The following is a 25,411-nucleotide window of genomic DNA, read 5'->3' as shown; positions in this document are numbered from 1 at the left end:
GGCCGCCGTCGTACTTAAGACTTATGCCTGTCTAGCTGGCTGCTGCAGCCGGCGCCGAAGCGGCGGGGGCAGCTGCGGGCGCAGCCGGGGCCGCGGCCGGCGCCGGGGAGACGGAGCTGCCCTTGGAATCGCGCGAGTCGGTGCGGTAGAAACCGGAGCCCTTGAAGACGACACCCACGCTGTTGAACTTCTTGCGCAACGTACCCTGGCATTCAGGGCAGGACGTCAGGCTGCTGTCCGAGAACGACTGGACAATGTCGAAGGCGTGGCCGCAATCCTTGCAGGCGTAAGCATATGTTGGCACTGGTGCTCCTCCTCTTGGGCAAACGAGAGGTCCCGAGCTGCCACCTGGTAAACCATTAGCAGTCGCAGGGCCTGAGTGCTAATTCTATCACTGCCCCCGGACGGCCCGGGGTCAGGCGCCGCCCGTGAGCGGCTGGTACCCGGACGGCGCAAGGACCGCCGGCACCGGCCGGTCGAACTCCTCCGCAGGAATCCGTCCCGCAGGCAGCAATTCATCGTCGTAGATAACAGCGGCCAGCGGAATTTCCTTCCCGGCCGTGGCAAGATGCCCCAGGAACTTGTCGTAGTACCCGCCGCCCTGGCCGATCCTGTTGCCGGCACGGTCCACCGCGGTGGCGGGAATGAAAAGGACTGCCGCCCCGCCTGCCGTTTCAGGCCCGTGCCGGGGTCCGGCGGGCTCAAGGATGGGCGCATACTTACTGCGTTCGAAGCCTGTTTCCGGCGTCCAAAACACCCAGCTCAGCTCCCTGCCGGGTTCGCACACCGGAAGCAGCACCTTGTGCCCGCTGCTGTGCAGGGCATTAATGAGCGGCAGGGTAGGCGGTTCCTGTCCCACGCCCAGGTACACGCACGCAATGCCGGGCCGGCCGCCGGTGACCGTCCCGGCCCAGGCATTGCCGTGCACAGCCAGGGCGCTGCCTGCCGCTTCCAGTTGCGCCGGGGTCAGCCCGGCGCGCCGGCGCCGGTGGGCGGCCCGGATATCGTCCTTGACCGCGTTCGTCTCCTGCAGCATGGTGTCCTTCCTGCGTTGCCAGTACTCTACGGCTTCTGGCTGGATGCCAGCCTGCCGCGCCGATGGTTACTGAAATGCTTGACGCTGACGTTAGATTAGTCCGGTGAACACCAGTAACCCCAGAGTCCGCAAAGCTGTCATTCCCGCCGCGGGCCTTGGCACCAGGTTCCTGCCCGCCACCAAGGCGATGCCTAAGGAAATGCTTCCCGTCGTGGATAAGCCTGCCATCCAGTATGTGGTGGAGGAAGCGGTCCATGTAGGCCTCAACGACGTTCTGATGATTACCGGCCGCAACAAACGCGCCCTGGAAGACCACTTCGACAGGGTGCCCTCCCTTGAATCGACGCTGGAGGACAAGGGAGACACGGAAAAGCTTGCATCTATCCAGGCGGCCAGCCAACTGGGCGACATCCACTACGTCCGGCAGGGCGACCCCCACGGGCTGGGACACGCGGTACTCCGGGCAAAGCAGCATGTAGGCAACGAAGCCTTCGCCGTCCTGCTGGGGGATGACCTGATTGATGCCCGCGACGAACTGCTCAGCACCATGATGGACGTGCAGGCGAAAACGGGAGGGTCCGTCGTCGCGCTTATTGAGGTGGAACCCTCGCAGATCAGTGCCTACGGCTGCGCCGACATTCAGGAGATTGACGGCGAAGGCTACGTCCGCGTCAACCGGCTGGTGGAGAAGCCCACACCGGAGGAAGCCCCGTCCAACCTTGCGCTGATCGGGCGCTATGTCCTGCACCCGGCCGTGTTCGAAGTCCTCGAGCACACTAAGCCGGGACGGGGCGGTGAAATCCAGCTGACGGATGCCCTCCAGGAACTTGCCTCCGGTGATGCCGAGGGGCACGGCGTCTACGGAGTGGTCTTCCGCGGCCGCCGCTACGACACCGGAGACAAGCTGAGCTACCTCAAGGCCTGCGTCCAGCTGGCCGTCGACAGCGAAGATCTGGGTCCGGGCCTGCGGGAATGGCTGCCCGGCTTCGCCGCCGGCCTTTCCCGGTAACCCCGTGCGCACAGGTCCCATTTGGCCGGTCACCCTTGAATGCGGCGACCTGGTCCTGCGGCCCATCCGGTACCGCGACAAGAAAGAATGGACCGAGGTGCGGTCGCGCAACAGCCAGTGGCTGGCACCGTGGGAGGCGTCCAACCCGGACCCGGCAGGTGGCCTCCCTGACTACCGGCACATGGTCCGCTCGCTCAATATCCAGGCTGCCCAGGCCACTGCACTGCCTTTCCTTATCACCGAATGGCAGCCGGGGCTTCGGAACCCCGCCATCGTGGGACAGTTGACAGTGTCCTCCATCGTCTGGGGTTCGGCCATGATGGCCACCCTGGGGTACTGGGTGGACCAGGACAGGGCAGGACGGGGGATAGCGCCCACCTCAGTGGCGCTGGTAACCGACCACTGCTTCAGGGCGCTCGGCCTGCACCGGATGGAAATCAATATCCGGCCCGAGAACGGACCAAGCCTGCGCGTGGTGGAAAAACTGGGGTTCCGGGACGAAGGGTACCGGCCCCGCTTCCTCCACATCAACGGCAAATGGGCAGACCACCGCTCCTTCGCCCTCACCGCGGAAGAAGTCCCGGAAGGCCTGTTGGGTCCCTGGCTGGCATCGCGTCGGTCATAAATCAAACGGTTTGCCCACAGGGGCACGACACACCCTTGATAATGCGGCCTGAGCAGGCATGATGCTCATACGGTTTTGAGTGTGGACTTCCCCCTTAGCAGCTCAGTGATCCTTGTGGTTGCCGTCGCGCTCTGGATTGTGTGGGTTGCCCCCTACGTCCTCCGGAACCGCCGGCACCAATTCCAGCCTGCCGGCGATTTCCTGGCAGACGCCCCCGCCGATGAAAGGCCGGATCCGCACCCCGGCCTGGTCCTGAACGTCGCCGCCCAGCAGGAGAAAGCCATGGAACCCAGGAAGAGTGCCGCACCCGCTGCAGGCACTGCAAGCACCCCGCCCCCGGCCAGGTTCCGCGTCCGCTACGGCCGCACGGCCCTGGCCCTTGTGGGGCTGCTGTCCCTGGTCACCGCTTTCATCTCGGGCGTGCTGCTTCCGTTCGGCGTCGGTTCGCCAGCTCTTCCCCTCACCTGCACCCTGTTGACGGTCGCGTCGGTGGCACTGCTGCGATGGCTCGCTGTCCGCGACCGCAAAGCGAAGGTGAACGCCGCCTTCCGCTCTGCCATGAGTGCCCCGGCACGCCGCCCGGAAGACGCCGTCGTTGTACCTGCCAAGCCGGAGGTTGCCCCCGTGCTGCCGGAAAGCACGCTCTTCGATGCGGAGGCGGGCCAGGCGAAGGTCAAGCCGCTGACGGCCGTAGAGCTGCGTGAAGCGGCCCTCGCCGTCGCTGTGGCTGCCGGTGACACCAGCGCAGCGGCTCCATCCGTCATTCCCGTGGGCACGCCCTGGGAGCCGGTGGAGGTTCCCAAGCCTGTTTACGTGGAGGCGGCCAAGGCTGAGCGCCCCGAGCCGGAGCCGCTGGAGCTTCCGGAGGCGCCCAAAGCAGTCGGGAAGCCGTCCCTGAAGAAGGGCGCTGCCGGCGCACCGTCAGCCGAAGCCGGCGAAGCGGAGCAGTTGAGCGCCCAGCAGTTGTCCAAGGCCCAGAGCGCACTGAGCAACCTCGACGACGTCCTCCAGCGCCGCCGCGCATAAGGCACGGCAGGGGAGCCCGCATTCCCGGCAGCTGCCCGCGCGTCAATTGGCGTTAGGGATGGAAAATTTGTAGCCTAGGGACACCGGTTCCGCACCAGCCTGGAACACCTTCCAGGAGGCAGCCAGTTCCGGGGCTATAGCTCAGTTGGTAGAGCGCTTCGTTCGCATCGAAGAGGTCAGGAGTTCGAATCTCCTTAGCTCCACATCAAAGCCCGCTGGAAACAGCGGGCTTTTTTCGTGCCTACCTGCCCGATGCTCCGAATCCGGTCCGCGAAACGCTGGGCGATGCCCGTCCCATTCCCACAGCTCAGGCCTAGAGTGGGCCCATGGGAATCATCATCGGCCTTCTGGTCCTCTGGCTCATCCTGTCCATCCTCGGCTTCGTCGTGAAGGGCCTTCTCTGGCTCGCCATCATCGGCCTGGTCCTCTTCGTTGCCACCGGCGTCTGGGGTTGGCTGAAACGCAGGACCAACGCCTGACAATCACCGCCTTCCGGACCGTTATTGGGGCCGGTAGGCGGCGGTCATCAACCGCCCAAGGACCCTGGTCTTTTCGAACTGGCGGCGGCACGTTGGCTCCATGGGCCTTGCAGCGAAGCCGGGCGGCCTGACGCCGCTGGTTCCTCCGATCCGGCGTAACCTTGCCGCCAACCACGCCCTGCACCCGGACCGTCCGTGGATACGCGTCATCCGGGTCCTGGCAGGCCTGATCGTTCTTGCCGCAGTGGTCCAGAAGACCGTGGATGCCACCCTGCCCGGCAACGATGTGGACATCCCCCAGCTCTATTCGGAATTCACCGTGCAGGGGAACCTCGTTTTCGGTCTTGTCCTGATCATGTCAGGAGTACTGCGGCGGGGCGTGCTGCCGCCCTGGTGGGACCACGTCTTCGGGGGACTGGTCCTGTACCTGGTCATGACCGGGATCATCTACGTGGTGCTCGTGGCTCCGCCGGGAGAGCCCTGGTGGACCCTGGACCTGTATTGGCCACAGCTTGTCCACCACCGCCTGGCCCCGCTGGTGGCGGCCCTTGACTGGGCCCTGGTCACCCGCACGGTCCGCGGCCCCTGGTGGCGGCCCGCTGCGTGGCTGGGCTACCCCGTAGTGTTTTTGGCCTTCTCGTGGATCCGGGGCGGGCTGGACGGGTGGTACGTCTATGACTTCCTTGACCCCACCCTCGACGGCGGCTGGCCCAGGGTGCTGGTGGCCACCGGGCAGGTCCTGGCCGCCTTCCTGGCAGTGTCGGTCCTGGTGCATGCCGCGGGCAACGCGCGGGCGGCGCTGGCAGCCGGAAAGGCTGCGGGGGCCAGGATGCCTAGATCCAGCCCTTCTTTTTGAAGATCCCGTACATGAGGGCCCCGGCGGCAACCATGAGGACCAGCGCGTAGGGATAGCCGAAGGCCCAATGGAGCTCGGGCATGTTGTCGAAGTTCATCCCGTAGATCCCGGCGACGAAGGAGGGCGCGAACAGGATGGCCGCCCAGGAGGAGATTTTCTTCACCTGCTCGTTCTGCTCGGCGCTGGCCTCATTCTGCCGGTTCGCGGTGAGGGTTCCGTCCAGGGTCAGGGCGTTCTGCAGCAGGTCCCGGAAGGAATCCGCCCGGGAAATCACCCGCTCAACATGGTCCTCCACATCGCGCAGGCTGTGCCGCAGGTCGCCTTCAACCTGGTACTTTTCGAAGCCCCGCTTGAGCTGGTCCAGCATCTCCGGCAGGGGATGGATGGCCCGCTGGAATTGGATGACTTCGCGCGCCAGCTCGTAGATCCGGCGGGACACTGAGGAGTCGCCGCTGAACAGCTGGTCCTCGATCTCGTCAATGTCGTTCTCCAGCCCTGCCACCACCGGGGCGTAGTCGTCCACCACCCGGTCCAGCAGGGCGTACAACACCGCTTCGGGGCCATGCTGGAGGAGATCCGGCCGTGACTCCAGCCGCCGCCGTACCGTGGCCACGCCCGCTGTTTCGGCATGCCGTACGGTCACCACGAAATTCTTGCCCGTGAAAACGTGAAGTTCGCCGAACTCCACCGTCTCGTCCTCGTCCAGGTACCTGGCCGGCCGCAGGACCGTGAAGAGGTTGTCATCGTAACGCTCCAACTTGGGCCGCTGGTGGGCCGAAACGGCGTCCTCCACCGCAAGGGCATGGAGCCCGAATTCGGCGGCCACTGCAGCCATCTCCTCAACAGTGGGCCGGTAAAGCCCGATCCAGGCCATTCCGCCGTGCCGGGCCAGGGTCTCAAAGGTCTGCTCCAGGCTTTCAGGCTCCGCGTGGCGGACGCCGTTGACGTAGACGGCGTTATCGATGATGGTCATTCAGGAAATCCTAGCGGCCGAAGCTGCACCGCTGCTGAGGCCGCTGATGAGGGGCTCCGTCCGGTAAGGGATATGCGTGTGCAGGGCGAGTACCGTTTCCGTCCGGATCACGCCTTTGATCCTCAGGACCTGCCGCAGGGACGCTTGAAGGTTATGGGTGTCCGTGGCCACCACCCGGCACCAGACATCGCCGCGGCCGGAGATTTCGTGGACCTCCAGGACCTGCGGAATGAGCCTCAGCGCCGCCACGACCCCGTCGAGCTCCCGGTGGGAAACCTCGATGGTGACGAACGCCACCACGTCATAGCCCACTGCTTCCAGGTCGACTTCCCGCCCGCCCGGGCGCAGCACCCCGGCGCGCAGCAGGCGGCGTACCCGCGACTGCGCGGTGTTGCGGGCAATGCCCAGGGACTCGCTGATTTCGCCGATCTGGACTCGGGGGTCCCTGATAAGGGCCAGGAGGATCTTCAGGTCGGTAGGGTCCAACTTGTTCAAAATCGTCACTCTCCATCAGGTTGGAAGTCGGAAGTTGATAATTCTGGTCAATTATCCCCGTGAAAACCGATGGATCGCGCAGCCCTACCGCATTCTTGGAGCATCAAAGTTGTATCCGCGCGCAGGCTCCCACAAGGACAACCTGCCGCGACGATCCCTAAGGCGGCACATTGACGGTCTTCAGTGAACTGCGCATGCGTCCGGCAACGGCGGCGTCCAGTGGATGGAATGCCTCCACCACGGCGCGGCTGGTGATATCCGGCGCGGCCATCTTCCTGCTCCTGGTAGGTGCCAACCTTGCCACGCCGCTCTACCCGCTGCTGCAGGCCAACCTGGGGCTCTCCAGCCTCGAGGTGACCGCAGCTTTCGCCAGCTACGTCCTGGCACTGGTGGGAACCCTGCTGCTGGCCGGCCACTGGTCTGACCATATCGGCCGGCGTGCTGCACTCCTGCTTGCTGTGCTGACCGGGCTGGCGGGCGGCTGGATCTTCGCGGAAGCGGCATCGCTCGCCGCACTCTGTGCCGGACGTGCCCTGCAGGGAATGGCTGTTGCGCTCGCCACCGGGGCAAGCGCCGCTGCCCTCCGGGAGCTGCTTCCGTCCCGCCCGGAGTGGGCATCCCGCTTCACGCTGCTGGCCTCGTCCGGGGGAGTGGCCGCGGGCCCCGTTATCGGCGGGCTGCTGTCGCTGCTTCCCGGCCCCACCACCGCCCCGTACGTTGTCCACTCGCTGCTGCTTGCCGGGCTCCTGGTCCCGCTGTACCTGGTCCGTGCCCGCCCGGCCATCATGGCGCCCGCCGTGTCCCGTCCGATGCACGCGCTTGCACCGCGCCGGCCGTCCGTTTCACGCCAGGCGAGGGGCGCTTTCTGGCTGGCGTCCGCCGTCGGCTTCCTCAGCTTTGCCGTGTTTGGCTTCTCCCTGTCCCTGGCGCCGGGCTACTTTGCGCAGGTCCTGGGCACGGAGTCCCGGCCGCTGGTTGGCGTGCTGGCCGGCCTTCCCCTGGCGGCGTCAGCCCTGAGCCAGCTGGTCACCGTGCGCGGCCGCCTGACCCTCCCCGCGGGCCTGGCCGTCCTTGGCGTCTCCGTCATCCTGCTGGGGGCCGCCGGCGCCTGGCACAGCCCCCTGTTGCTGGTTGGGGCCGCCGTTACGGCGGGGCTCGGGCAGGGCCTGGCATTCCGGATCGTCTTCAACGACGTTGCGGACAGGGTGGAGCCGTCCCGCCATGCCCAGATCATCAGCACCGTCTATGTCATCACCTACCTGGGGAGCGCAGTGCCGGTCCTGGGCCTTGGCTGGGCCAGCGCCGCGTTCGGAATGGCCCCGGCCGTCCAAGGCTTCGTCCTGCTGTGCGGCGCAGCGGCCCTTGTCCTGTCAGCCTGGACATTCACCGCCTCCGCCGTCCGGCGGGGAAAGTAACGCCCGGCCTCCCTGCGTAGCAGCGCTAGTCCGGAAGGGGACCGTGGTTGCCCTGGATGTGTTCGAACACTAGCGTCGTCTCGGTGTGCCCCACCACGGGATCGGTAGCGAGGTTGTCCAGGACCCAGTCCCGCAGGTCTTCGGTGCTACCGACGGCGATGTGCAGCAGGTAGTCCACGGATCCTGAGGTGTGGAAGGTGGAGAGCACGGCCGGCAGGTGCGGGACGCGTGCGGTGAACCGGTCGATCTGGTCCCGGTCATGGGCGCGGAGCCGCACGGCCACCAGCGCCTGCACGGACCTGCCGATGGCCGACAGGTTCAGCTTCGCCTCATAGCCCTGCACGATGCCCCGTTCCGACAGCGCGCGGGTGCGCATCAGGGCTGTGGACGGTGCGATCCCCACCAGTTCGGCGAGCTGCTTGTTGGAAATCCTGGCATCGGAAACGAGGGCTTCCAGGAGCCGTTCGTCAATCGCATCCAGCGGCTCAAGATGTGGCCCGGGCCTGGTGTTCCTGGGATTCGTACTCACTGCGGTTCCTTCCACACGGTCTTTGGTTCATCCTAGACCGCAGAATCGCCGCCATCCGCGCAGCAGGGACGCGCCCCGCCGAATATCCAGACCACGCTTGCGGCTGTTGAAGCCGGATAATTCATGAGTGGCTCGGCGGGCCTCAGGCTGGGAGCGTTTCGGCCCGGGGGTGGACGACGGCGACAGTTGCGGCAGTGAGGCAAGCCAGGGCCATGACGGCTCCCGCCAGGGCGCCCCAGCCCCAGGCCTGGAAGACCAGGCCGCCGGCCCACCCCAGGAGGCTGGAACCCAGGTAGTAGGCCAGGTTGTACAGCGAGGCCGCCTGGGCCCGTCCGGTACTGGCGATGGCGCCGGTCCACCCGGATCCGATGCTGTGCGCGGCGAAGAAGCCCCCGGTGAACACCACCAGCCCGGTCAGGATCAGCACCAGGGCCGGGGTGAGGGTCAGGGCGAGACCGGCCACGGCAAGGACAAGTCCCGCGAGCAGGACGTTCCGGCGGCCAAACCTCATGGTCAGGCCCGCCGCCCAGCGGGAGGAGACAGTGCCGGACAGGTAGGCCAGGAAGATCAGGCTGATCACGGTGGCCGGGAGCCCGAACGGCGCAGCGGACAGCCGGAAGCCCAGGTAGTTGTAGACGGCCACGAACCCGCCCATCATCAGGAATGCCTGCGTGTAGATGGCCAGGAGCCGGACATTCCGCAGATGGGCGGCGAGCGTATGGATGGCGCTCCGGAGGCCAGTGGCCTGGGCCGGAACGAAGCCCCGGGCCCGGGGCACCAGGACAAGAAATACGACGGCGGCAAGGGTCGCCAGCAGGGACACAGCCAAGGCCGCTGATCGCCAACCCCACAGTTCACCAACCGGCCCCGCCACGAGCCGGCCGGACAGGCCCCCGAGGGTGGTGCCGGCAACATAGCTTCCTGCTGCCAACGCGGCATGGGCTTTGCTGACCTCCTCGTTGAGGTAGGCGATGGCGATGGCGGGGATCCCGCCCAGGGCCATGCCTTCCAGCAGCCGCAGCACAAGCAGCATAGTGAAGTTCGCGGACAACGGCACCAGCAGGCCCAGGACGGTGGCCGCGGTAATGCCCCACATCATGGCTTTCACCCGGCCAATGCGGTCTGCCAGGAAGGACCAGGGAATCACCGTGGCGGCCAACCCCATGGTGGCCAAGGAGATGGTGAGGGCGGCCTCGGCAGCAGTGATGTCCAGGTCGGCCGCCATGAGGGGCAGGACAGCCTGGGTTGAGTAGAGCTGCGCGAAAGTGGCCACACCGGCGCACGCCAAGCCGGCGAGGATCCGGCCGTAGTCCCGCGATCCCTTGGGATGGCCACTCCAAACGGGGGAAGAGCCGGTGCCGGCTGGTGCTTTCTGTGGCATCCAGTCAGGGTAGTCCTCCGCCGATGGATGCTTCCAATGCATGTTTTCTGTTTGACTGATATCAATATCGGATTACTCGGAAGACGGAGGAAAGAGGAGCCATGGAACCGGACCGGAAACAGTTGGCGCAGCTGCTGCCGCTCCTGCCGGTACTGGCCGAGCTGGGCCGCACTGAGCACGTGACGGAGACAGCGGAACTGCTCGGCGTACCCCAGTCAACGGTGAGCAGGGCGCTGGCCCGGGCCAGCGCCGCCGTCGGCACCGAACTCCTGGTCCGGGACGGGCGGGGAGTCCGCCTGACTCCCGCCGCCCGTACGCTGCTGCCCTACATCGAGCATGCCCTCGCGGAGTTCCAGGCCGGGCTGGACCTGGTCCGGAACGAGTCCGAGGTGGTCAGGGGCACCGTGTCCGTGTCCTTCCAGCACACTTTCGGCGAAGCCACACTGCCCCTGCTGATTAGCGCCTTTCGCGCCCGGCACCCCGGAACCGCCTTCCGGCTCAGCCAGGGCGCCCGCAGCACCTGCCTGGAGGAGCTTGCCTCCGGCGAAGCCGACCTTGCTCTCACCGCCCCCGTGGCCCCACCCGGTAAAAACGCCGAGTCGGCACCGCTGTACCGGGAGCCGCTCAGGCTGGTGGTGCATCATGGCCACCCACTGGCGCGGCGGCGCAAGGCGGCCATGGCCGATATCCGGACAGAGCCGTTCGTCGCCCTGGGGCCCGGGTACGGGCTCCGGTCCTTGACTGACGCCCTGTTTCGCGCGGCCGGGTACCGCCCGCGGATCGCCTTTGAAAGCCAGGATTCCCACACTGTCCGCGGACTGGTCTCGGCAGGCCTTGGCGTCAGCATCCTGCCGCCAGGTGGTGACGCGCCCGGCCGGATATTGCGCCCCGAAACGGGTGACCTGGGCTGGGTGGAAGTGGCGCTGGATTCACCGCTCGCGTTCCGTGAGTCGGCGTGAGCTGGCGGCGCCGGAAGCCTGAAAACGAACCTGTTCCGGCCAGGCTCTTCCGCGAACTGGTGGTAGCCCAAGGTCCGGGCCTGTTGGCGGGGCTGGTTACCAAAGCGGGCCGCTGACCAAGTGAGGCGTCCGACGGCGGCGGGCGGCGCGGCGCCGGGCGGCACCCTGGTGCAGCACCGGCAAGCCGTCCCCGCAAGTACCCTTGTGACGTGACGAACACCCAGAACCCTTTCGCCCATCCTGTCGAGCCAGCCGCGGAATCTCCGCGCGAACCGCGGCCTGGCGATCCGCTGCCCGGAAACCCGCTTCGGGGCGTCACGATCGGCCTGGACATCGGCGGCACGAAGACGCACGGGGTCCGCTTTGAGGACGGCCATCCGGTCGCGGACGATTCGGCAGGCAGTTCCAACGTCCAGAACGTCACCCGTGACCAGGCGGCCCGCAACCTGGCGGAGCTTTTTGGCCGGATCGGCGGTGGGCGCGTGGACCGGGTTTATGCGGGTTCCGGCGGAATCGATACCGACGAGGACGCCGATGCCTTGGCTGCCCTGATCCAGCCGCTGGTCCCGGAAGCACTCATCACCGTTGTCCACGATTCCCGCTTACTGCTGGCGGCCGGCCGTGCGGGCACGGGTGTGGCCGTCATCGCGGGAACCGGCTCGGCCGCCTGGGGACGCAATGCCGAAGGCGGCGAGGCCCGGGCCGGCGGCTGGGGTTACCTGTTGGGGGATGAAGGCAGCGGCTATTGGCTGGGACGGGAAGCCGTTCGGCACAGCCTCCGCAGGATGAACCAGGGCCTGCCCATCGACCAGCTCACCGCAGCCCTTATGCAGTCCTGCGGGCTGGACCACCCCAACAAGCTCATTGCGCTGTTCCACTCCCCGGACACCGGGCGCCGCTTCTGGGCACAGCAGGCCAGGCACGTCGTGGAAGCAGCAGCTGCCGGGCACCAGGACAGTGCAGCCCTGCTGGACCAGGCCGGGCGGGACCTGGCCGACCTGGCGGGGCAGGTGCTGGGCCAGCTCAAGATTGACGGGCCGGTGATCCTGGGCGGCGGGCTGGGGATGAACGTCGCGCCCCTGCAGGAGTCATTCCGCCGGAACCTTGCCGCAGCCGGGATTATGGATGTGCGCGTCCTGGACCAGGAACCCGTGTTCGGTGTCCTCCAGCTGCTGGCAGAGCCCGCCTGACTCTTTAGGCACGGCTCCTAGCTGACCGAGCGCTTGCGGGGCGTCAGCCGAACGCCCGGTAACGGGGGAGCCGGGATGCGTCCTGCCTCCGCTCCGGCGTCCGGACCGTGCCCGGGCACCAGGCCGTAGCGGGCGGCGGCCGTTTCGGTGTCCGGCAGCCCCGCCTGTGCTTCCCAGTCGTCCCGGGCCTGTTCCACTTCGTCGTGCGTGCGGCCCACAAAGTTCCACCACATCAGCAGCTCCTCGCCGAACGGCTCACCGCCGATCAGCAGGAACCGGGTGCCGGGGCGCGCTTGCATCCGTAATTCACTACGGCCGGTGCCCAGGTAGCCCAGCGGACCCGCCGGCAGGTCCTCCCCGTCCACCGCCAGGCCGCCGTCGAGCACCAGTATCCCGTGCTCAAAGGTGGGGTCCAGCGGGAGCACAGCATCGCCTTCACAGGAAACGTCAGCGCCGACGATGGGCGAGTACACCGTTGCCGGCGAGGTTACTCCCGCAAGGCTGCCCACCATCACTGTGGCGGTGTAGCCCTGGCCGGCGGCGCGCGGCAGCTCGCGGTGCTGTTCGAACGCCGGTTCCCTGTGCCTGTCCCCGTCAGGAAGGGCAACCCACAGCTGCAGGCCCTGCTGCAGCGGCAACTCCTGGCCGCCGTCGGAAGGAAGCACCGCGAACTCCGAGTGCGACACGCCCTGCCCAGCAGTCATGATGTTCAGCTCCCCGGGGCGCACCACCACATCGCTGCCCACACTGTCCCGGTGCCGGATGTGCCCCGCCAACGGCCAGGTCACCGTCTGCAGCCCGATGTGCGGGTGCGGAAGGACGGACATGGCGGTCCGGTCCGGGCCGAAGCTGTCCAGGAAGCACCAGGCGCCGATGGTGGGAAGCCCGCGCTGCGGCAGCGTCCGTTTGACGTTCATGGCGCGGACGCCTCCCAGGGGAACTTCACGTTCAGGCCACAGCTGAAGGCAGGGGCCGGAGGTTTCCTCGGCGGTGGCAGGCGGGCAGAGCTCTTCCTGGGGTGAAACTTCCAAGTTGGTCACGCCTTTACTCTAAGCGGGCCGAGGGCACCCCGACAGGAGCAGTTGCGCATGCGGATTCGAAACCCATCCGGGCCGGCGCGGGTACCGAATGGTTACAGTAGGGATTCCTTTGCGGGGATTAGGGCTTTAGCTGCTGAAGCCTGCCCCCGTTTGGGTTACCGTAACTATCAGCATGCTGATGGCAATGTCGCGGTGCTGGGAGCAGTCCGTCCAAGAGAACAGGTAAGTCCGCACCATGGACCAGGCGATGATCGAGTTCCAGAGCGTTACCAAGCAGTACCCGGGCGGCCAGCCTGCTGTTGATGGGCTGTCCATGTCCATCGCCAAGGGCACGGTCACCGTCTTCGTGGGCCCTTCCGGCTGCGGCAAAACAACATCCCTCCGGATGATCAACCGCATGGTGGAACCCACGTCAGGGACCATCACCGTGGATGGCCGGGACGTGACCTCGGTGCCTGCGGCCGAACTGCGCCGGTCCATGGGATACGTCATGCAGTCGGCAGGGCTGCTGCCGCACCGATCGGTCCTGGACAACATCGCCACCGTCCCCAGGCTGAATGGCGTTTCGAAAGCTGACGCCCGCAGGCGTGCCGAGGAACTCCTGGACGTGGTGGGCCTGGCGCACTCCCTGGGCAGGCGCTACCCCTCCCAGCTGTCCGGCGGCCAGCAGCAGCGCGTGGGCGTGGCACGTGCCCTCGCGGCGGATCCGCCCATCCTCCTCATGGACGAACCGTTCAGCGCAGTGGACCCGGTTGTGCGGGACGAACTCCAGCAGGAACTGCTGCGCCTGCAAAAGGACCTGGCCAAGACCATTGTGTTCGTCACCCACGACATTGACGAAGCGACGGTCCTGGGTGACAAGGTTGCTGTCTTTGCCACTGGCGGCAAGCTCGCCCAGTACGCCACCCCTGAGGAAATCCTCCGGGCGCCGGCCAACAACTTCGTGGCGTCCTTTGTGGGCCGGGACCGCGGCTTCCGGCACCTCGGTTTCAGCCCGTCCGACGGCGTGGTGATCCACCCTGTGCCCACGATTATTCGCGCCGCGGGAGGATATGAGTCCGATTCCAGCGCAGTCGGCGGCTGGCAGTTGGTGGTGGATGCGGACATGCGTCCGCTGGGATGGTCGGCGCCGGGCACCGAGACTGAACTCGTTCCCGGCGGTTCGCTGTTCCGTCCCGGGGAGAGCCTCCGGCGGGCCCTGGACGCAGCCCTGTCCTCGCCGTCGGGCCTGGGCGTTGCCGTTGACGCCGACGGCAAGGTACTTGGTGTGGTCCGCGGCGGGGAAGTGCTGGCGCTCATCGAAGAAGCGCGCCAGGTGCGGCAGGCCGCCCTCTGATGGAATGGTTCCTTGCCAACATCGGCATGATCCTGGAACGCGGCGGCCAGCACCTGGTGCTGGCCATCGTTCCCATGGTCCTGGGCCTGCTGATCTCCATCCCGCTGGCGCAGTTGGCCCGGCGGAACAGCGCACTGCGTTCCGTGGTGCTGACCGCATCCTCCCTCCTGTACACCATCCCGTCGCTGGCGTTGTTCATCATCTTGCCCACCATCCTGGGCACCCGGATCCTGGACCCCCTCAACGTGGTGGTGGCACTGACCATCTACGCGGTGGCCTTGCTGGTCCGCGCCGCCCTGGACGCCTTCGATTCCGTTGACGCGGACATTAGCCAGGCCGCCCAGGCCATGGGCTTCAAGCCGCTGGCCAGGTTCCTGCAGGTCGACCTGCCGCTCTCCCTGCCGGTTCTGTTCGCCGGACTGCGCGTGGTGTCCGTCAGCAACATCTCGCTGGTCAGTGTTGCGGCCCTCCTGGGTGTCGGCAACCTGGGCATGCTCTTCACGGACGGCCTCCAGCGTGACTTCGTCACCGAGGTGGTGGTGGGCATCATCGCCATCCTGGTCCTGGCCCTGCTGATGGATGCTGTCCTGGTCCTGCTGGAGCGCATCCTCACCCCCTGGGAGCGGGCCGGCAACCGGCGGGACCGCGGCGTGGGGCGTACCTCTTCGGAAGCACCTGCCGCAGCCGAACCGTCCGCGTCAACGGCGGGAGGAACAGCGTGAGCAACGTCTTTGCCGATACGTTCGCCTGGCTCGCCGACCCGCTCCACTGGTCCGGAAGCATGGGCATCCCAGCGCGCATGGGGGAGCACCTCCAATACACCGGGCTGGTCATGCTCATCGCCACCGCCATCGCCGTTCCGGTCGGGCTTTTTGTCGGCCACACGGGAAAGGGCCGCGTGGCCGTCGTGGCGCTGGCCGGGGCACTCCGTGCGCTTCCCACCCTTGGCCTGCTGATCCTGTTCGTGCTGCTGGCCGGCATCGGACTGATGCCCCCGGTGTGGGCCCTGGTGATCCTCACCGTCCCGCCGTTGCTCGCCGGAACCTACGCAGGAATTTCCAGTGTTGACCGGAACGTGGTGGATGCCGCCCGCGCCATGGGCATGACGGAACTGCAGGTCCTGTTCCGGGCCGAGCTGCCCAACGCGCTCCACGTCATGTTCGGCGGATTCCGGACCGGCGTGCTGCAGGTGATCGCCACCGTCTCCGTGGTTGCCTACATCAACCTCGGCGGCCTGGGCCGCTACCTCTTCGACGGCCTGGCCCTCAGCGACTTCCCCCAGATGCTGGGAGGTTCCCTCCTCATCGCTGTGCTGGCCATCGCCGTCGACCTCATCCTGGCCCTGTTCCAGAGGCTGTTCCTGACCCAGGGGCCCTCGAAGCTGTCCTACCGCAGCCAGGAGGCTGCGGTTGATCTCACAGACCCCGTTGTTGCGGAGACTGTTGTACAAGGAGGTAAGTCATGAAAGATAGCCGTCCCCAGCGCCTCGGCAGGCGGGCATTCGGTGGCCTCGCCGCCGGAGTTGGCCTGGCTGTGGTGCTATCCGCCTGCGGCGGTTCATCCGACCCCCTGAAGAACCCGCCGGCGTCCAGCAGCGGGGCTTCCGGCGAAGCCACCTCCCTGGTGGTGGGTTCCGCCGACTTCCCCGAAAGCCAGATCATCGCCGAGCTCTACGCCGGCGCGCTGAACGCCAACGGAATCACCGCCACCACCAAGCCGAATATTGGTTCCCGGGAGGTCTACTTCAAGGCGGTCCAGGACGGCTCCGTGGACGTGGTGCCCGACTACAGCGGCAACCTGCTGCTGTACGTGGACAAGGAAGCCAAGGAAGTCTCCGCCGGCGACATCGCCAAGGCGCTGCCCGGCAAGCTGCCGGACGGGCTCGGCGTGCTGGACGCGTCCAAGGCTGAAGACAAGGACGCCATGGTGGTCACCAAGGCCACCGCGGAAAAGTACCAGCTGAAGTCCATCGAGGACCTGGCCAAGGTCTGCAGCCAGATCGTCGTCGGCGCCCCGGCTACCTTCGCCGAGCGCGCCTACGGCCTGCCCGGCCTGAAGAAGAACTACAACTGCGAGCCCAAGAAGCTGGAGCCCTTCAGTGACGGCGGCGGCCCCGTCACGCTGAAGGCGCTGCTGGAGGACCAGGTGCAGGTGGCGGACATCTACACCACCACCCCCTCCATCGCCGACAACGACCTGGTGGTGCTGGACGATCCCAAGAACAACTTCATCGCCCAGCAGGTCCTGCCGCTGTACAACAAGGCCAAGATGACGGACAAGGCCAAGCAGGCACTGAACTCGGTGTCCAGCACCCTCACCACCGATGACCTGATCAACCTCAACCGTGCGGTCAGCGGCAGCCAGAAGCAGGACGCCAAGACCGCGGCGAACAACTGGCTCAAGGAGAAGGGCATCGTTAAGTAGGCATTGCGCCTCCCCTCCGGCGAGGGGAACTTCGGTGACGACGACGGCGGCTGCCGGACCTGCAAAAGGTCCGGCAGCCGCCGTCGGCCGTGTGGTGGATGTCTCAACGGGGACGCATCCCTTCTGTGGCATATTTGAGGAATGGCAGAATTCAGGCAGTCCACGAAGCTTCACAACGTTCTCTATGACATCCGTGGACCGATTCTGCAGGCCGCCCAGCAGATGGAGGCGGAGGGCCACCGGATCCTCAAACTGAACATCGGCAACCCGGCCCCGTTCGGCTTCGAGGCACCGGATGCCATCCTGGTGGACATGATCCGCCACCTGCCGCACGCGCAGGGGTACAGCGACTCGCGCGGCATTTTCTCGGCGCGCACCGCGGTGTCGCAGTACTACCAGACCCGGGGTATCCAGAACATCCACGTTGATGACATCTACCTGGGCAACGGTGTCAGTGAGCTCATCACCATGTCCCTGATGGCGCTGCTGGATTCAGGCGACGAGGTCCTCATCCCCACGCCGGACTACCCGCTGTGGACGGCCTCCGTGGCGCTCGCCGGCGGTAAGCCCGTCCACTACCTTTGCGACGAGGAATCCGGCTGGCAGCCTGACCTTGAGGACATGGAAGCCAAAATCACGCCCCGCACCAAGGGAATCGTGGTCATCAACCCGAACAACCCGACGGGCGCCGTCTACCCCGAAGAGACGCTCAAGCGCATCGTTGCCTTGGCTGAAAAGCACGGCCTGGTGATCTTCGCCGACGAGATCTACGAAAAAATCCTGTACGAGGATGCCGTCCACGTAAACCTTGCCAAACTCACCGACGACCACGTCCTGTGCCTGACGTTCAGCGGCCTGTCCAAGGCCTACCGGGTCTGTGGCTACCGGGCCGGCTGGATGGCCATATCCGGCCCCAAGAAGGAGGCCGCCGACTACCTCGAAGGCATCAACCTCCTGGCCAACATGCGGCTGTGCGCCAACGTTCCGGCCCAGCACGCCATCCAGACCGCACTGGGCGGCTACCAGAGCATCAACGACCTCATCCTCCCGGGCGGGCGCCTGCTGGAGCAGCGGAACAAGGCCTACGACATGCTCAACGCCATTCCCGGCGTCAGCACCCAGCAGGCAAGGGGCGCACTGTACCTCTTCCCGCGCCTGGATCCAGAGGTGTACCACATCCGGGATGACGAGAAATTTGTCCTCGACCTGCTGAGGGAGCAGAAGATCCTGCTGTCCCATGGCCGGGCCTTCAACTGGGTCCGCCCGGACCATTTCCGCATGGTGACGCTGCCCAACGTGAAGGACATCGAGGAAGCCATTGGCCGGATGGGGGACTTCCTAAGCAGGTACCAGGGGAACTAGCCTGTGCTCACGGGCCGCCGGTCCGTGCAACCCTTGCCGAAAGGATTCCCCATGGCCCGCGTCGTTGGCTTCGACCAGCATCCTGCTCAGACCCTTCGGGCGGGGGAGGGGTTCTCCCTTGCCGCGGTGGATCCCGACTCGACTCCCGGTTACAGCGGGAACAAGGACGACGGCAAGCTGCTCCTCGCGGAGATGGACGACGAACTTTCCGGGTTGCAGGAGAAGCTCTTTGCCGAGTCCCGCTTCGGCGGGACCAAGCGGGTCCTGCTGATTCTGCAGGCCATGGACACCGCCGGCAAGGGCGGAATCGTCAGCCACGTCATGGCCTCGATGAACCCGCAGGGTGTCCAGTTCAAGGCTTTCAAGGCACCCACCGACGAGGAAAAGTCCTACGACTTCCTGTGGCGGATCGAGAAGGAAGTGCCGGCCGCCGGGATGGTGGGTGTGTTTGACCGTTCCCATTATGAGGACGTCCTCATCCACCGTGTTCATGGCTGGGCCAGTCCGGATGAAATCAAGCGGCGGTACCTTGCCATCAATGAATTCGAGGCGAGACTTACGGATTCCGGGACCAAAGTGGTCAAGGTGATGCTGCACATCAGCGGTGACGAGCAAAAGGAACGCCTGCTGGCCCGGCTGGACAACCCGGCCAAGCACTGGAAGTACAGCCACGGCGACCTGGACGAGCGCGCATTTTGGGACGATTACATGAGTGCCTACCAGGCGGCGATCGACGAAACGAGCACGCCGGACGCGCCGTGGCACATCGTCCCGGCCAACAAGAAGTGGTATGCCCGCATCGCGGTCCAGCAGCTGCTGCTCGGAGCCCTGTCCGGAATGAACCTCAAATGGCCAAAGGCTGCATTCGACGTCGCCACGGAGCGCGAACTGGTGGCCCGTTCCTGAAAATCCGTGGCCTACAGTGGTTGGTCCCTGGCTGCAGCCAGGCGCTTCCGTGCACCTTCCAACCACTCCTCGCAGCGGGCTGCCAGGGCCTCGCCGCGTTCCCACAGCGCCAGCGATTCCTCAAGGCTCGCGCCTCCCGCCTCCAGCCTGCCCACCACGGCGATGAGCTGTTCCCGTGCTTCCTCGTAGCTCAGACCTGCGACGTCCGGCTCTGGTTTCTGTTCCGTCATGCTTTTTCTTCCAACTCCTCGTGGTGGTCTGGGTTTCCCGGTTGGGATCCGCCGGCGGACTGCACAGGTCCGGTGGACGTGGCGCCGAAGCGTCCCTCCGCCACGCGGATGGACAGGGCGGCACCAGCAGGCGCCTCGGCGGGGCGGCGGACAACTGCGTGCCCGGCTTCGGCGATCCGCGCGGCCTGGTTTCCTGCCAGTTCGACGACGGCGTACCCCCGGTCCAGCGTCTTCTGCGGGGACAGTGCGCGTACCTGGGCTTTGAGGTGCTCAAGCTGGTCTGCTGCGCGCACCACGGTGGAACTTACCGCAGCGGACGAACGCCGCAGAAGCCGTTCTATTTCCTCGGCCCGGACCGAGACCATGCCCTCCGGGGCCGCCATGACAGGCCGCGAGTGCAGGGCTGCCAACCGGTCCGATTCCCGGTCCACCAGCCGCTCCATGCAGCGGCGCAGCTGTTCACGGGCCTGGCGTACTCCGGCAAGCTCTTCGGAGACCTCCGGCACGATCCGCTTGGCGGCATCGGTGGGGGTGGAGGCGCGCAGGTCCGCGACATAGTCCAACAGCGGGCGGTCCGCCTCGTGGCCGATGGCGCTCACCACGGGAGTCGAGGCCGCAGCCACTGCGCGGATCAGGTCCTCGCTGTTGAATGGCAAAAGGTCTTCCAGCGCTCCGCCGCCGCGGGCGATGACAATTACGTCCACCTCCGGCCGGGCATCCAGTTCGCGCAGGGCACGGACCACCTGGGCCACAGCCGTATTCCCCTGGACGGCGACCTCGCGGATCTCAAATTCAACCGCCGGCCACCGCAGGGCTGCGTTCCGCAGGATGTCCTTCTTTGCATCCGAGTCGCGGCCCGTAATGAGACCGATCCGGTGCGGCAGCAGCGGCAGGGGCTTCTTCCTGGAGTCTGCGAACAGGCCCTCCGCTGCCAGGGCCTGCCGCAGCCGCTCAATCCTGGCCAGCAGGTCACCAAGTCCCACCGGACGGATGTCCCGCACCAGCATGTTGAGCCTGCCCGTTTTCAGCCAGAACTCCGGCTTCAGCAGTGCCACCACCCGCGACCCGCGCTCCAGCGGTAGGTTCTGGCGTTCCAGCACCTTGGTCCATACGGACGCCGGCAGTGAGACCTCTGCGTCCACGTCGCGAAGGGTCAGGTAGGCGTTGCTGCCGCGACGGTTCAGCTCGATGACCTGGCCTTCCACCCATGCGGACGGAGTGCGGTCAATGTGGGCCTTCAGCTTCTGCGAGAGCAGCTGCAGGGGCCAGGGGTTATCCGGGCTGGTTTCCGCCGCGGTAGCCGGCAGCGTAGTGGGGGCGGTACCCGGTAGGGACGCCTGCTCAGACATGCGGACGCCATTGGGAAGCTGGTGCTGCGGGCATGCGGTCCTTTATCTCGTGGGGGCTTCAATCAACCTTATCCATAAGGTGTAGCACCGGGGGCTGACAGGGAGAGCCCAACTGTCCTGCCTAGGATGGGTTAAGGCCCCCAACCACGAAGGACCTGTTGTGCGTACTTTTGTCTCTGCCATTGCCACCGTGCTGGGCATCCTCCTGGCCGCTGTCGCCGTTCCCGCTATCTGGGTGGACCGGAACATTGTCCAGGAAGACGGGTTTGTCCGCCTCGCCGCTCCGCTCGGAAAGGACTCCGACTTCCAGCGGAAGCTGGCTGGGGCGGCCGTGGGAACGATTGACACCGGATCGGTCCCCAGCTTTCTTTCGGGACTGGTCGAACCAATGCTTGAGAAGGCGGCGGAATCGCTGACCGGGCTGCCGGGCTACCCGGCGGCTTGGGAGGAGACGCTCCGCCGCAGCCACCGTCTGAGTTTCGCCGACCCTTCGGCGGATTCCCAGGGCGGTGCGTCGCCGTCATCGCTGACTCTCGACGTGGCCCCCTTGGTAGCCCTCGGCTCGGAGGAGATCTCCCGGACCACGCGGCTTCCCCTGAACCCGCCGGAGCAAACCCTGATCAACGTCGGCCAGCCCGCGCAAAGGGAGTGGACCGAACGGCTGGCCACCTATGCGCCGATGGGCTACATCCTGGCCATCGGTTCGGCTGCAGCGTTCCTGCTGGCGTTGGTCGCTGCACGGCGCCGCTGGACCGTGCTCTTGGCAGCCGGCGTTGGAGGATTGGCGCTCGCCGCCCTGTGGGGGACCGGGTTGCAGGTGGGCTCGGCCCGTGCCCAGGCAACAGACACCGGCAATGCAATGGCCAACATGTTCCGTGACGAGTTCCTGGCCGCCGCAGGGGCGGACTTCGAGGGGTGGATCACCACTGCAGCAATTACGGGTGGCGTCCTGGTGGCGGCGGGCATTGTGACGTTGTTCGCATCCCGGAAACGGGCGCGGACCAGCCGGTAACATGGAGGGATGACCACCACGGCCGTACCCCTTTCGATGCCAACCATTCCACGTAGGCGCCGTTCGCCTGAGGAAGTAGCAGCCGCAGCCCCCGTCGACGGCACCAAGAAGGTGCTGCTGGCGGCTCCCCGCGGCTACTGCGCCGGCGTTGACCGGGCCGTCATTGCGGTCGAGAAGGCGCTGGAGCACTACGGCCCGCCCGTCTACGTCCGCAAGCAGATCGTCCACAACGTCCACGTAGTCAGCTCCCTGGAGGAAAAGGGCGCCATCTTCGTGGACGAGACTGACGAAGTCCCGGAAGGCGCCTTGGTCATCTTCTCCGCCCACGGCGTCTCCCCGGCAGTGGTCCAATCCGCGGAAGACCGCGGTCTGCGCACCATCGACGCCACCTGCCCGCTGGTCACAAAGGTGCACAGGGAAGCCGTTCGCTTCGCCAAGGACGATTTCGACATCCTCCTGATCGGCCACGACGGACACGAGGAAGTGGAAGGCACCTCCGGCGAAGCGCCGGAGCACATCCAGATCATCAACGGCCCCCACGAAGTGGACAAGGTGACCGTCCGCGACCCCGGGAAGGTCATCTGGCTTTCCCAGACCACGCTGAGTGTTGACGAGACCATGGAGACAGTCCGGCTGCTCAAGGAACGGTTCCCCACCCTGCAGGACCCGCCCAGCGATGACATCTGCTATGCCACCACCAACCGGCAGGTGGCCATCAAGAAGATCGCGCCCAAGGCGGACCTGGTGATCGTGGTGGGCTCGGCCAACTCATCCAACTCCGTCCGCCTGGTGGAGGTGGCGCTCGAATACGGTGCCAAGGCTTCCTACCGCGTGGACTTCGCCAATGAGGTTGACGAAGCATGGTTTGAAGGCGTCGCCAGCATCGGGGTCACGTCTGGGGCGTCCGTTCCGGAGGTGCTGGTGCAGGACGTGCTGAGGCTCTTGGCCGATTACGGTTATGGCACCGTGGAGGAAGTGGTGACGGCCGAAGAAGACTTGCTGTTCTCGCTGCCCAAGGAACTTCGCGCAACCCTGAAACAGTCCGGCGATGTCAGCCGCGCCCTGGGTGGCCGCCGGTCCCGCAACTGAAAACAACCACGGCAAACAGCCAGCGCATTTAAGCAGAATTTAGGGGGGCCGGGCAGTCACCGACTGCCCGGCCCCACCTGTCTTCATGGGAACTTCAGGCCGCCTCGTCATCACCCTGAAGTTCGGGAGCCACCAGCGCGCGTGGGGTTACCTCCACCACCGAAGGCGTGGTGAGGCCCGACTCTTCCAGGCTGTTGAGTTTCCGGGCGGTGGGCAGCACCCTGGCTTCCAGCGTGCCGACCATGGCGTTGTAGCGGTCCACGGAGGTCTTCAGCGAGGATCCGAGTTTGGTGACGTTCTCTCCCAGCGTGCCCATCCGGTCGTACAGCTGCCGCGCGAGTTCGAAGAGTTCGCGCGCACTGTCCGTCAGGACGTCCTGGCGCCATGTGAAGGCCACGGACTTCAGCACGGCCAGCAGGGTGCTCGGGGACGCGAGGACGACGTTGCGGGACAAGGCGTGGTCCAGAAGCCCGGAGTCAGCCGTCAGGGCAGCCGCCAGGATGGATTCGGCCGGGATGAAGCACACCACCAGTTCCGGCGAGTTCCCCGGAATGTCCCAATACTTCTTGGTGCCCAGCGCATCGACGTGTGCCCTCAGGGCCTTGGCATGCGCGGCCAGCAGGGCCTGCTGGTTTCTTCCGTCGTTCGCCGACTGCGCCCCGGACCGCCGGCCCGGGCCAAGGTCCACCGCGCCCAGTTCCTGCGCCTCAAGGTATGACGACAGTGGAACCTTGGCGTCCACCACCAGCTGCTTTTGGCCCGGCAGCTGCACCACCAGGTCCGGCCGGACAGCCGAGTCATGGCCGGCGCTGTGCACCTGTTCCACGAAGTCCACGTGACGGAGCATCCCGGCGGCCTCCACCACGCGCCTGAGCTGCACCTCGCCCCACTGGCCCCGGGCGCTGTTGGACCGCAGCGCCGATTCCAGGGCATGGGTGGAGCGGATGAGCTGTTCGTCGGAAAGCCGGGCCTCCTGCAGCTGCTGGGCCAGCTGGCCGTACTGCTCCACCCGGTCCCGCTCCAGCAAAGCGACCTGCTGCTGGACGGCGGACAGCTTCTCCGCCACGGGCGCAAGGGCACGCAGCACACTCCCGTCCTGTGTCCTGGCCTCTCCCAGCTCGCGGTTCTGTGCCGCCAAAAGCCGCCGCTCGGCGTCGGCCGCTGCAAACTGCGCCGTGACCTCTGAAAGGCGCGACGAGACCTGGTCAAAGTCCGCCTCCAGCGCATGGGAATTGCGGCGAAGGGAGAAATAGGTGGCTGCGGCGCCGGCAAGGGCGCCCAACAGCAGCATGAAGAGGGCCAGAATCAAGGCAAAAGCATCCATGGCTTCACTGTTGCACGGGGCTCTGACATTCACCGGCAGTGACATTCCCCGGTACTGTCCCCGGCGGCCCGGCGGGTAGAATCAATGCTCGTGGCTCTTACTATTGGCATCGTCGGACTGCCCAACGTCGGCAAATCAACCCTCTTCAACGCGCTTACCCGCAACCAGGTCCTGGCCGCGAACTACCCGTTCGCCACGATCGAACCCAACGTGGGTGTGGTGAACCTCCCGGACCCCAGGCTGCAGAAGCTCGCCGGAATCTTCGGTTCCCAGCGCATCCTGCCCGCCGCCGTGTCCTTCGTTGACATCGCCGGCATCGTCAAGGGCGCATCCGAGGGGGAGGGGCTGGGCAACCAGTTCCTCGCGAATATCCGCGAGGCTGAAGCCATTGCCGAGGTTGTCCGGGTCTTCGACGACCCCGACGTGGTGCATGTCGACGGCAAGGTGGACCCGCGCTCGGACATGGAAACCATCAACACCGAACTGATCCTCGCGGACCTGCAGACCATCGAAAAAGCCATCCCGCGGATCGAAAAAGAAGTCAAGATCAAGAAGCGCGAAGCCGCCGAACTCGCCGCCATCAAGGCCGCGCAGGCAGTGCTGGAGCGCGGTGACACCATCTACTCCTCCATCAAGAGCGACAAATTGGAGATGGAACACCTCAAGGAACTGGGGCTGCTGACGGCCAAGCCCTTCATCTACGTCTTCAATGCCGACGAAGGCATCCTGGGCAGCCCGGAAAAGCAGGAAGAGCTGCGCGCCATGGTCGCTCCGGCAGACTGCATCTTCCTGGACGCCAAGCTCGAAGCGGACCTCGTCGAACTGGACGAGGAAGAGGCCCGCGAGATGCTCGAGATGAACGGCCAGGACGAGTCCGGCCTGGACCAGCTGGCCCGCGTCGGCTTCCACACCCTGGGGCTGCAGACCTACCTCACGGCCGGCCCCAAGGAAGCACGGGCCTGGACCATCAGGCAGGGGGATACGGCACCGCAAGCGGCGGGTGTCATCCACTCCGATTTCCAGCGTGGCTTCATCAAGGCCGAAGTTGTTTCCTTCAATGACCTGGTCGAGGCCGGCTCCATGGCCGAGGCAAAGTCCCGCGGCAAGGTGCGGATCGAAGGCAAGGAATACGTCATGGCCGACGGCGACGTGGTTGAATTTCGCTTCAATGTGTAGTTTCTGACCCTCGTGAAACCTCTGCGAAGGCCGCCAAGAACACTGTTCTTAGCGGCCTTCGCCTGTATCCAGGGTCAGAAAAACCTGTCCCGGCAAAAATTGACTGCGGCTCGTTTTTGGGGGGATAAGCGGTCGTTCGAGCATTCCCCTTACGCCCGTCCGGGGAATGAGTACGGGCGTTTCGGACTCA

Annotated in this window: 26 protein-coding genes, 1 tRNA gene and 1 pseudogene; 18 read left to right on the top strand and 10 right to left on the bottom strand. The window is 65.9% G+C overall.

All coding sequences use genetic code 11. The annotated features are described in order from the left end of the window. Positions 1 to 31: 31 nt before the first annotated feature. Both JCQ34_RS13020 and JCQ34_RS13015 read right to left on the bottom strand, forming a co-directional pair. Entirely contained in the window at positions 32 to 304 is a 273-nt protein-coding gene (locus JCQ34_RS13020) for an FmdB family zinc ribbon protein (RefSeq protein WP_188570909.1), read from the bottom strand. 111 nt (positions 305 to 415) lie between these two features. Next, complete coding sequence (locus JCQ34_RS13015) at positions 416 to 1,036, bottom strand: 5-formyltetrahydrofolate cyclo-ligase (RefSeq protein WP_286398071.1); 621 nt, start codon at positions 1,034 to 1,036, stop codon at positions 416 to 418. 103 nt (positions 1,037 to 1,139) lie between these two features. On the opposite strand from JCQ34_RS13015, the gene galU reads away from it, so the two are divergent. The 6 genes from galU (at position 1,140) to JCQ34_RS12985 (ending at position 5,031) form a co-directional block, all read left to right on the top strand. Continuing rightward, a complete protein-coding gene (galU, locus tag JCQ34_RS13010) occupies positions 1,140 to 2,045 on the top strand; it encodes a UTP--glucose-1-phosphate uridylyltransferase GalU (protein ID WP_286398070.1) in 906 nt (301 codons plus the stop codon). 4 nt (positions 2,046 to 2,049) lie between these two features. After that, a complete protein-coding gene (locus tag JCQ34_RS13005) occupies positions 2,050 to 2,670 on the top strand; it encodes a GNAT family N-acetyltransferase (RefSeq protein ID WP_286398068.1) in 621 nt (206 codons plus the stop codon). Positions 2,671 to 2,775: 105 nt separating this feature from the next. Beyond that, entirely contained in the window at positions 2,776 to 3,696 is a 921-nt protein-coding gene (locus tag JCQ34_RS13000; protein WP_286404508.1) for a hypothetical protein, read from the top strand. 130 nt (positions 3,697 to 3,826) lie between these two features. Then, positions 3,827 to 3,899 (top strand) — tRNA-Ala (locus JCQ34_RS12995). A gap of 123 nt (positions 3,900 to 4,022) precedes the next feature. Continuing rightward, a complete protein-coding gene (locus tag JCQ34_RS12990) occupies positions 4,023 to 4,175 on the top strand; it encodes a hypothetical protein (RefSeq protein WP_286398066.1) in 153 nt (50 codons plus the stop codon). A gap of 100 nt (positions 4,176 to 4,275) precedes the next feature. Further along, complete coding sequence (locus tag JCQ34_RS12985; RefSeq protein ID WP_286398064.1) at positions 4,276 to 5,031, top strand: Pr6Pr family membrane protein; 756 nt, start codon at positions 4,276 to 4,278, stop codon at positions 5,029 to 5,031. Here JCQ34_RS12985 and corA read toward each other — a convergent pair. Continuing rightward, positions 5,009 to 6,004, bottom strand: coding sequence for a magnesium/cobalt transporter CorA (corA, locus tag JCQ34_RS12980; protein WP_142133170.1), 996 nt, complete (start codon positions 6,002 to 6,004; stop codon positions 5,009 to 5,011). The genes JCQ34_RS12985 and corA overlap by 23 nt on opposite strands. Then, complete coding sequence (locus JCQ34_RS12975; protein ID WP_286398061.1) at positions 6,005 to 6,499, bottom strand: Lrp/AsnC family transcriptional regulator; 495 nt, start codon at positions 6,497 to 6,499, stop codon at positions 6,005 to 6,007. 170 nt (positions 6,500 to 6,669) lie between these two features. On the opposite strand from JCQ34_RS12975, the gene JCQ34_RS12970 reads away from it, so the two are divergent. Then, positions 6,670 to 7,914: an MFS transporter gene (locus JCQ34_RS12970; RefSeq protein ID WP_286398059.1), complete on the top strand. Its 1,245-nt coding sequence runs from the start codon at positions 6,670 to 6,672 to the stop codon at positions 7,912 to 7,914. A gap of 25 nt (positions 7,915 to 7,939) precedes the next feature. Here the strand turns inward: JCQ34_RS12970 and JCQ34_RS12965 are convergent, their stop codons facing one another. Then, complete coding sequence (locus tag JCQ34_RS12965; RefSeq protein WP_142133173.1) at positions 7,940 to 8,443, bottom strand: Lrp/AsnC family transcriptional regulator; 504 nt, start codon at positions 8,441 to 8,443, stop codon at positions 7,940 to 7,942. Positions 8,444 to 8,585: 142 nt separating this feature from the next. Then, the gene (locus JCQ34_RS12960) at positions 8,586 to 9,824 is read right to left on the bottom strand and encodes an MFS transporter (RefSeq protein WP_286398057.1); all 1,239 of its coding nucleotides are present in this window, start codon (positions 9,822 to 9,824) and stop codon (positions 8,586 to 8,588) included. 101 nt (positions 9,825 to 9,925) lie between these two features. Here JCQ34_RS12960 and JCQ34_RS12955 point away from each other — a divergent pair. Both JCQ34_RS12955 and JCQ34_RS12950 read left to right on the top strand, forming a co-directional pair. Then, positions 9,926 to 10,899, top strand: a pseudogene (locus JCQ34_RS12955) (LysR substrate-binding domain-containing protein). Positions 10,900 to 10,992: 93 nt separating this feature from the next. Next, a complete protein-coding gene (locus tag JCQ34_RS12950) occupies positions 10,993 to 11,973 on the top strand; it encodes an N-acetylglucosamine kinase (protein WP_434738911.1) in 981 nt (326 codons plus the stop codon). Positions 11,974 to 11,990: 17 nt separating this feature from the next. On the opposite strand, the gene JCQ34_RS12945 is transcribed toward JCQ34_RS12950, so the two are convergent. Continuing rightward, positions 11,991 to 13,013, bottom strand: coding sequence for a pirin family protein (locus JCQ34_RS12945; protein ID WP_286398055.1), 1,023 nt, complete (start codon positions 13,011 to 13,013; stop codon positions 11,991 to 11,993). Between the two features lie 235 nt (positions 13,014 to 13,248). Between JCQ34_RS12945 and JCQ34_RS12940 the strand changes: the two genes are divergently transcribed. The 6 genes from JCQ34_RS12940 (at position 13,249) to JCQ34_RS12915 (ending at position 19,041) form a co-directional block, all read left to right on the top strand. After that, positions 13,249 to 14,349, top strand: coding sequence for an ABC transporter ATP-binding protein (locus tag JCQ34_RS12940; protein WP_286398053.1), 1,101 nt, complete (start codon positions 13,249 to 13,251; stop codon positions 14,347 to 14,349). After that, on the top strand, positions 14,349 to 15,071 hold the full coding sequence (locus tag JCQ34_RS12935; RefSeq protein ID WP_286398052.1) for an ABC transporter permease: 723 nt from the start codon (positions 14,349 to 14,351) through the stop codon (positions 15,069 to 15,071). Before JCQ34_RS12940 ends, JCQ34_RS12935 begins: the two co-directional genes overlap by 1 nt. Further along, on the top strand, positions 15,068 to 15,814 hold the full coding sequence (locus JCQ34_RS12930) for an ABC transporter permease (protein ID WP_286398050.1): 747 nt from the start codon (positions 15,068 to 15,070) through the stop codon (positions 15,812 to 15,814). Before JCQ34_RS12935 ends, JCQ34_RS12930 begins: the two co-directional genes overlap by 4 nt. Continuing rightward, on the top strand, positions 15,811 to 16,773 hold the full coding sequence (locus JCQ34_RS12925) for an ABC transporter substrate-binding protein (protein ID WP_286398048.1): 963 nt from the start codon (positions 15,811 to 15,813) through the stop codon (positions 16,771 to 16,773). Before JCQ34_RS12930 ends, JCQ34_RS12925 begins: the two co-directional genes overlap by 4 nt. 141 nt (positions 16,774 to 16,914) lie before the next feature. Continuing rightward, positions 16,915 to 18,135 (top strand): pyridoxal phosphate-dependent aminotransferase, encoded by a 1,221-nt coding sequence (locus JCQ34_RS12920; RefSeq protein ID WP_286398046.1) that lies wholly within the window; start codon positions 16,915 to 16,917, stop codon positions 18,133 to 18,135. A gap of 51 nt (positions 18,136 to 18,186) precedes the next feature. Beyond that, on the top strand, positions 18,187 to 19,041 hold the full coding sequence (locus tag JCQ34_RS12915) for a polyphosphate kinase 2 family protein (RefSeq protein ID WP_286398044.1): 855 nt from the start codon (positions 18,187 to 18,189) through the stop codon (positions 19,039 to 19,041). A gap of 11 nt (positions 19,042 to 19,052) precedes the next feature. Here the strand turns inward: JCQ34_RS12915 and JCQ34_RS12910 are convergent, their stop codons facing one another. Both JCQ34_RS12910 and xseA read right to left on the bottom strand, forming a co-directional pair. After that, positions 19,053 to 19,271 carry an exodeoxyribonuclease VII small subunit gene (locus tag JCQ34_RS12910; RefSeq protein ID WP_285248717.1) on the bottom strand — a complete coding sequence of 73 codons (219 nt, stop codon included), beginning with the start codon at positions 19,269 to 19,271 and terminating at the stop codon, positions 19,053 to 19,055. Then, entirely contained in the window at positions 19,268 to 20,620 is a 1,353-nt protein-coding gene (xseA, locus tag JCQ34_RS12905) for an exodeoxyribonuclease VII large subunit (RefSeq protein WP_286398043.1), read from the bottom strand. The genes JCQ34_RS12910 and xseA overlap by 4 nt, the downstream gene beginning before the upstream one ends. Positions 20,621 to 20,780: 160 nt before the next feature. Here xseA and JCQ34_RS12900 point away from each other — a divergent pair, with 160 nt between their 5' ends. After that, positions 20,781 to 21,632, top strand: coding sequence for a hypothetical protein (locus JCQ34_RS12900; RefSeq protein ID WP_286398042.1), 852 nt, complete (start codon positions 20,781 to 20,783; stop codon positions 21,630 to 21,632). Between the two features lie 9 nt (positions 21,633 to 21,641). Further along, positions 21,642 to 22,721 (top strand): 4-hydroxy-3-methylbut-2-enyl diphosphate reductase, encoded by a 1,080-nt coding sequence (locus tag JCQ34_RS12895; protein ID WP_286398041.1) that lies wholly within the window; start codon positions 21,642 to 21,644, stop codon positions 22,719 to 22,721. Between the two features lie 94 nt (positions 22,722 to 22,815). Here JCQ34_RS12895 and JCQ34_RS12890 read toward each other — a convergent pair whose 3' ends face one another. Continuing rightward, on the bottom strand, positions 22,816 to 24,045 hold the full coding sequence (locus JCQ34_RS12890) for a DNA recombination protein RmuC (RefSeq protein ID WP_286398040.1): 1,230 nt from the start codon (positions 24,043 to 24,045) through the stop codon (positions 22,816 to 22,818). A 90-nt stretch (positions 24,046 to 24,135) separates the two neighbouring features. On the opposite strand from JCQ34_RS12890, the gene ychF reads away from it, so the two are divergent. Beyond that, positions 24,136 to 25,221, top strand: coding sequence for a redox-regulated ATPase YchF (ychF, locus tag JCQ34_RS12885; RefSeq protein WP_236799007.1), 1,086 nt, complete (start codon positions 24,136 to 24,138; stop codon positions 25,219 to 25,221). Positions 25,222 to 25,411: the final 190 nt, after the last annotated feature.

Origin of the sequence: Pseudarthrobacter defluvii (assembly GCF_030323865.1) — a bacterium.
In the GTDB taxonomy this organism is placed as follows: domain Bacteria; phylum Actinomycetota; class Actinomycetes; order Actinomycetales; family Micrococcaceae; genus Arthrobacter; species Arthrobacter sedimenti.
This window is presented reverse-complemented; position numbering and strand designations above follow the sequence as displayed.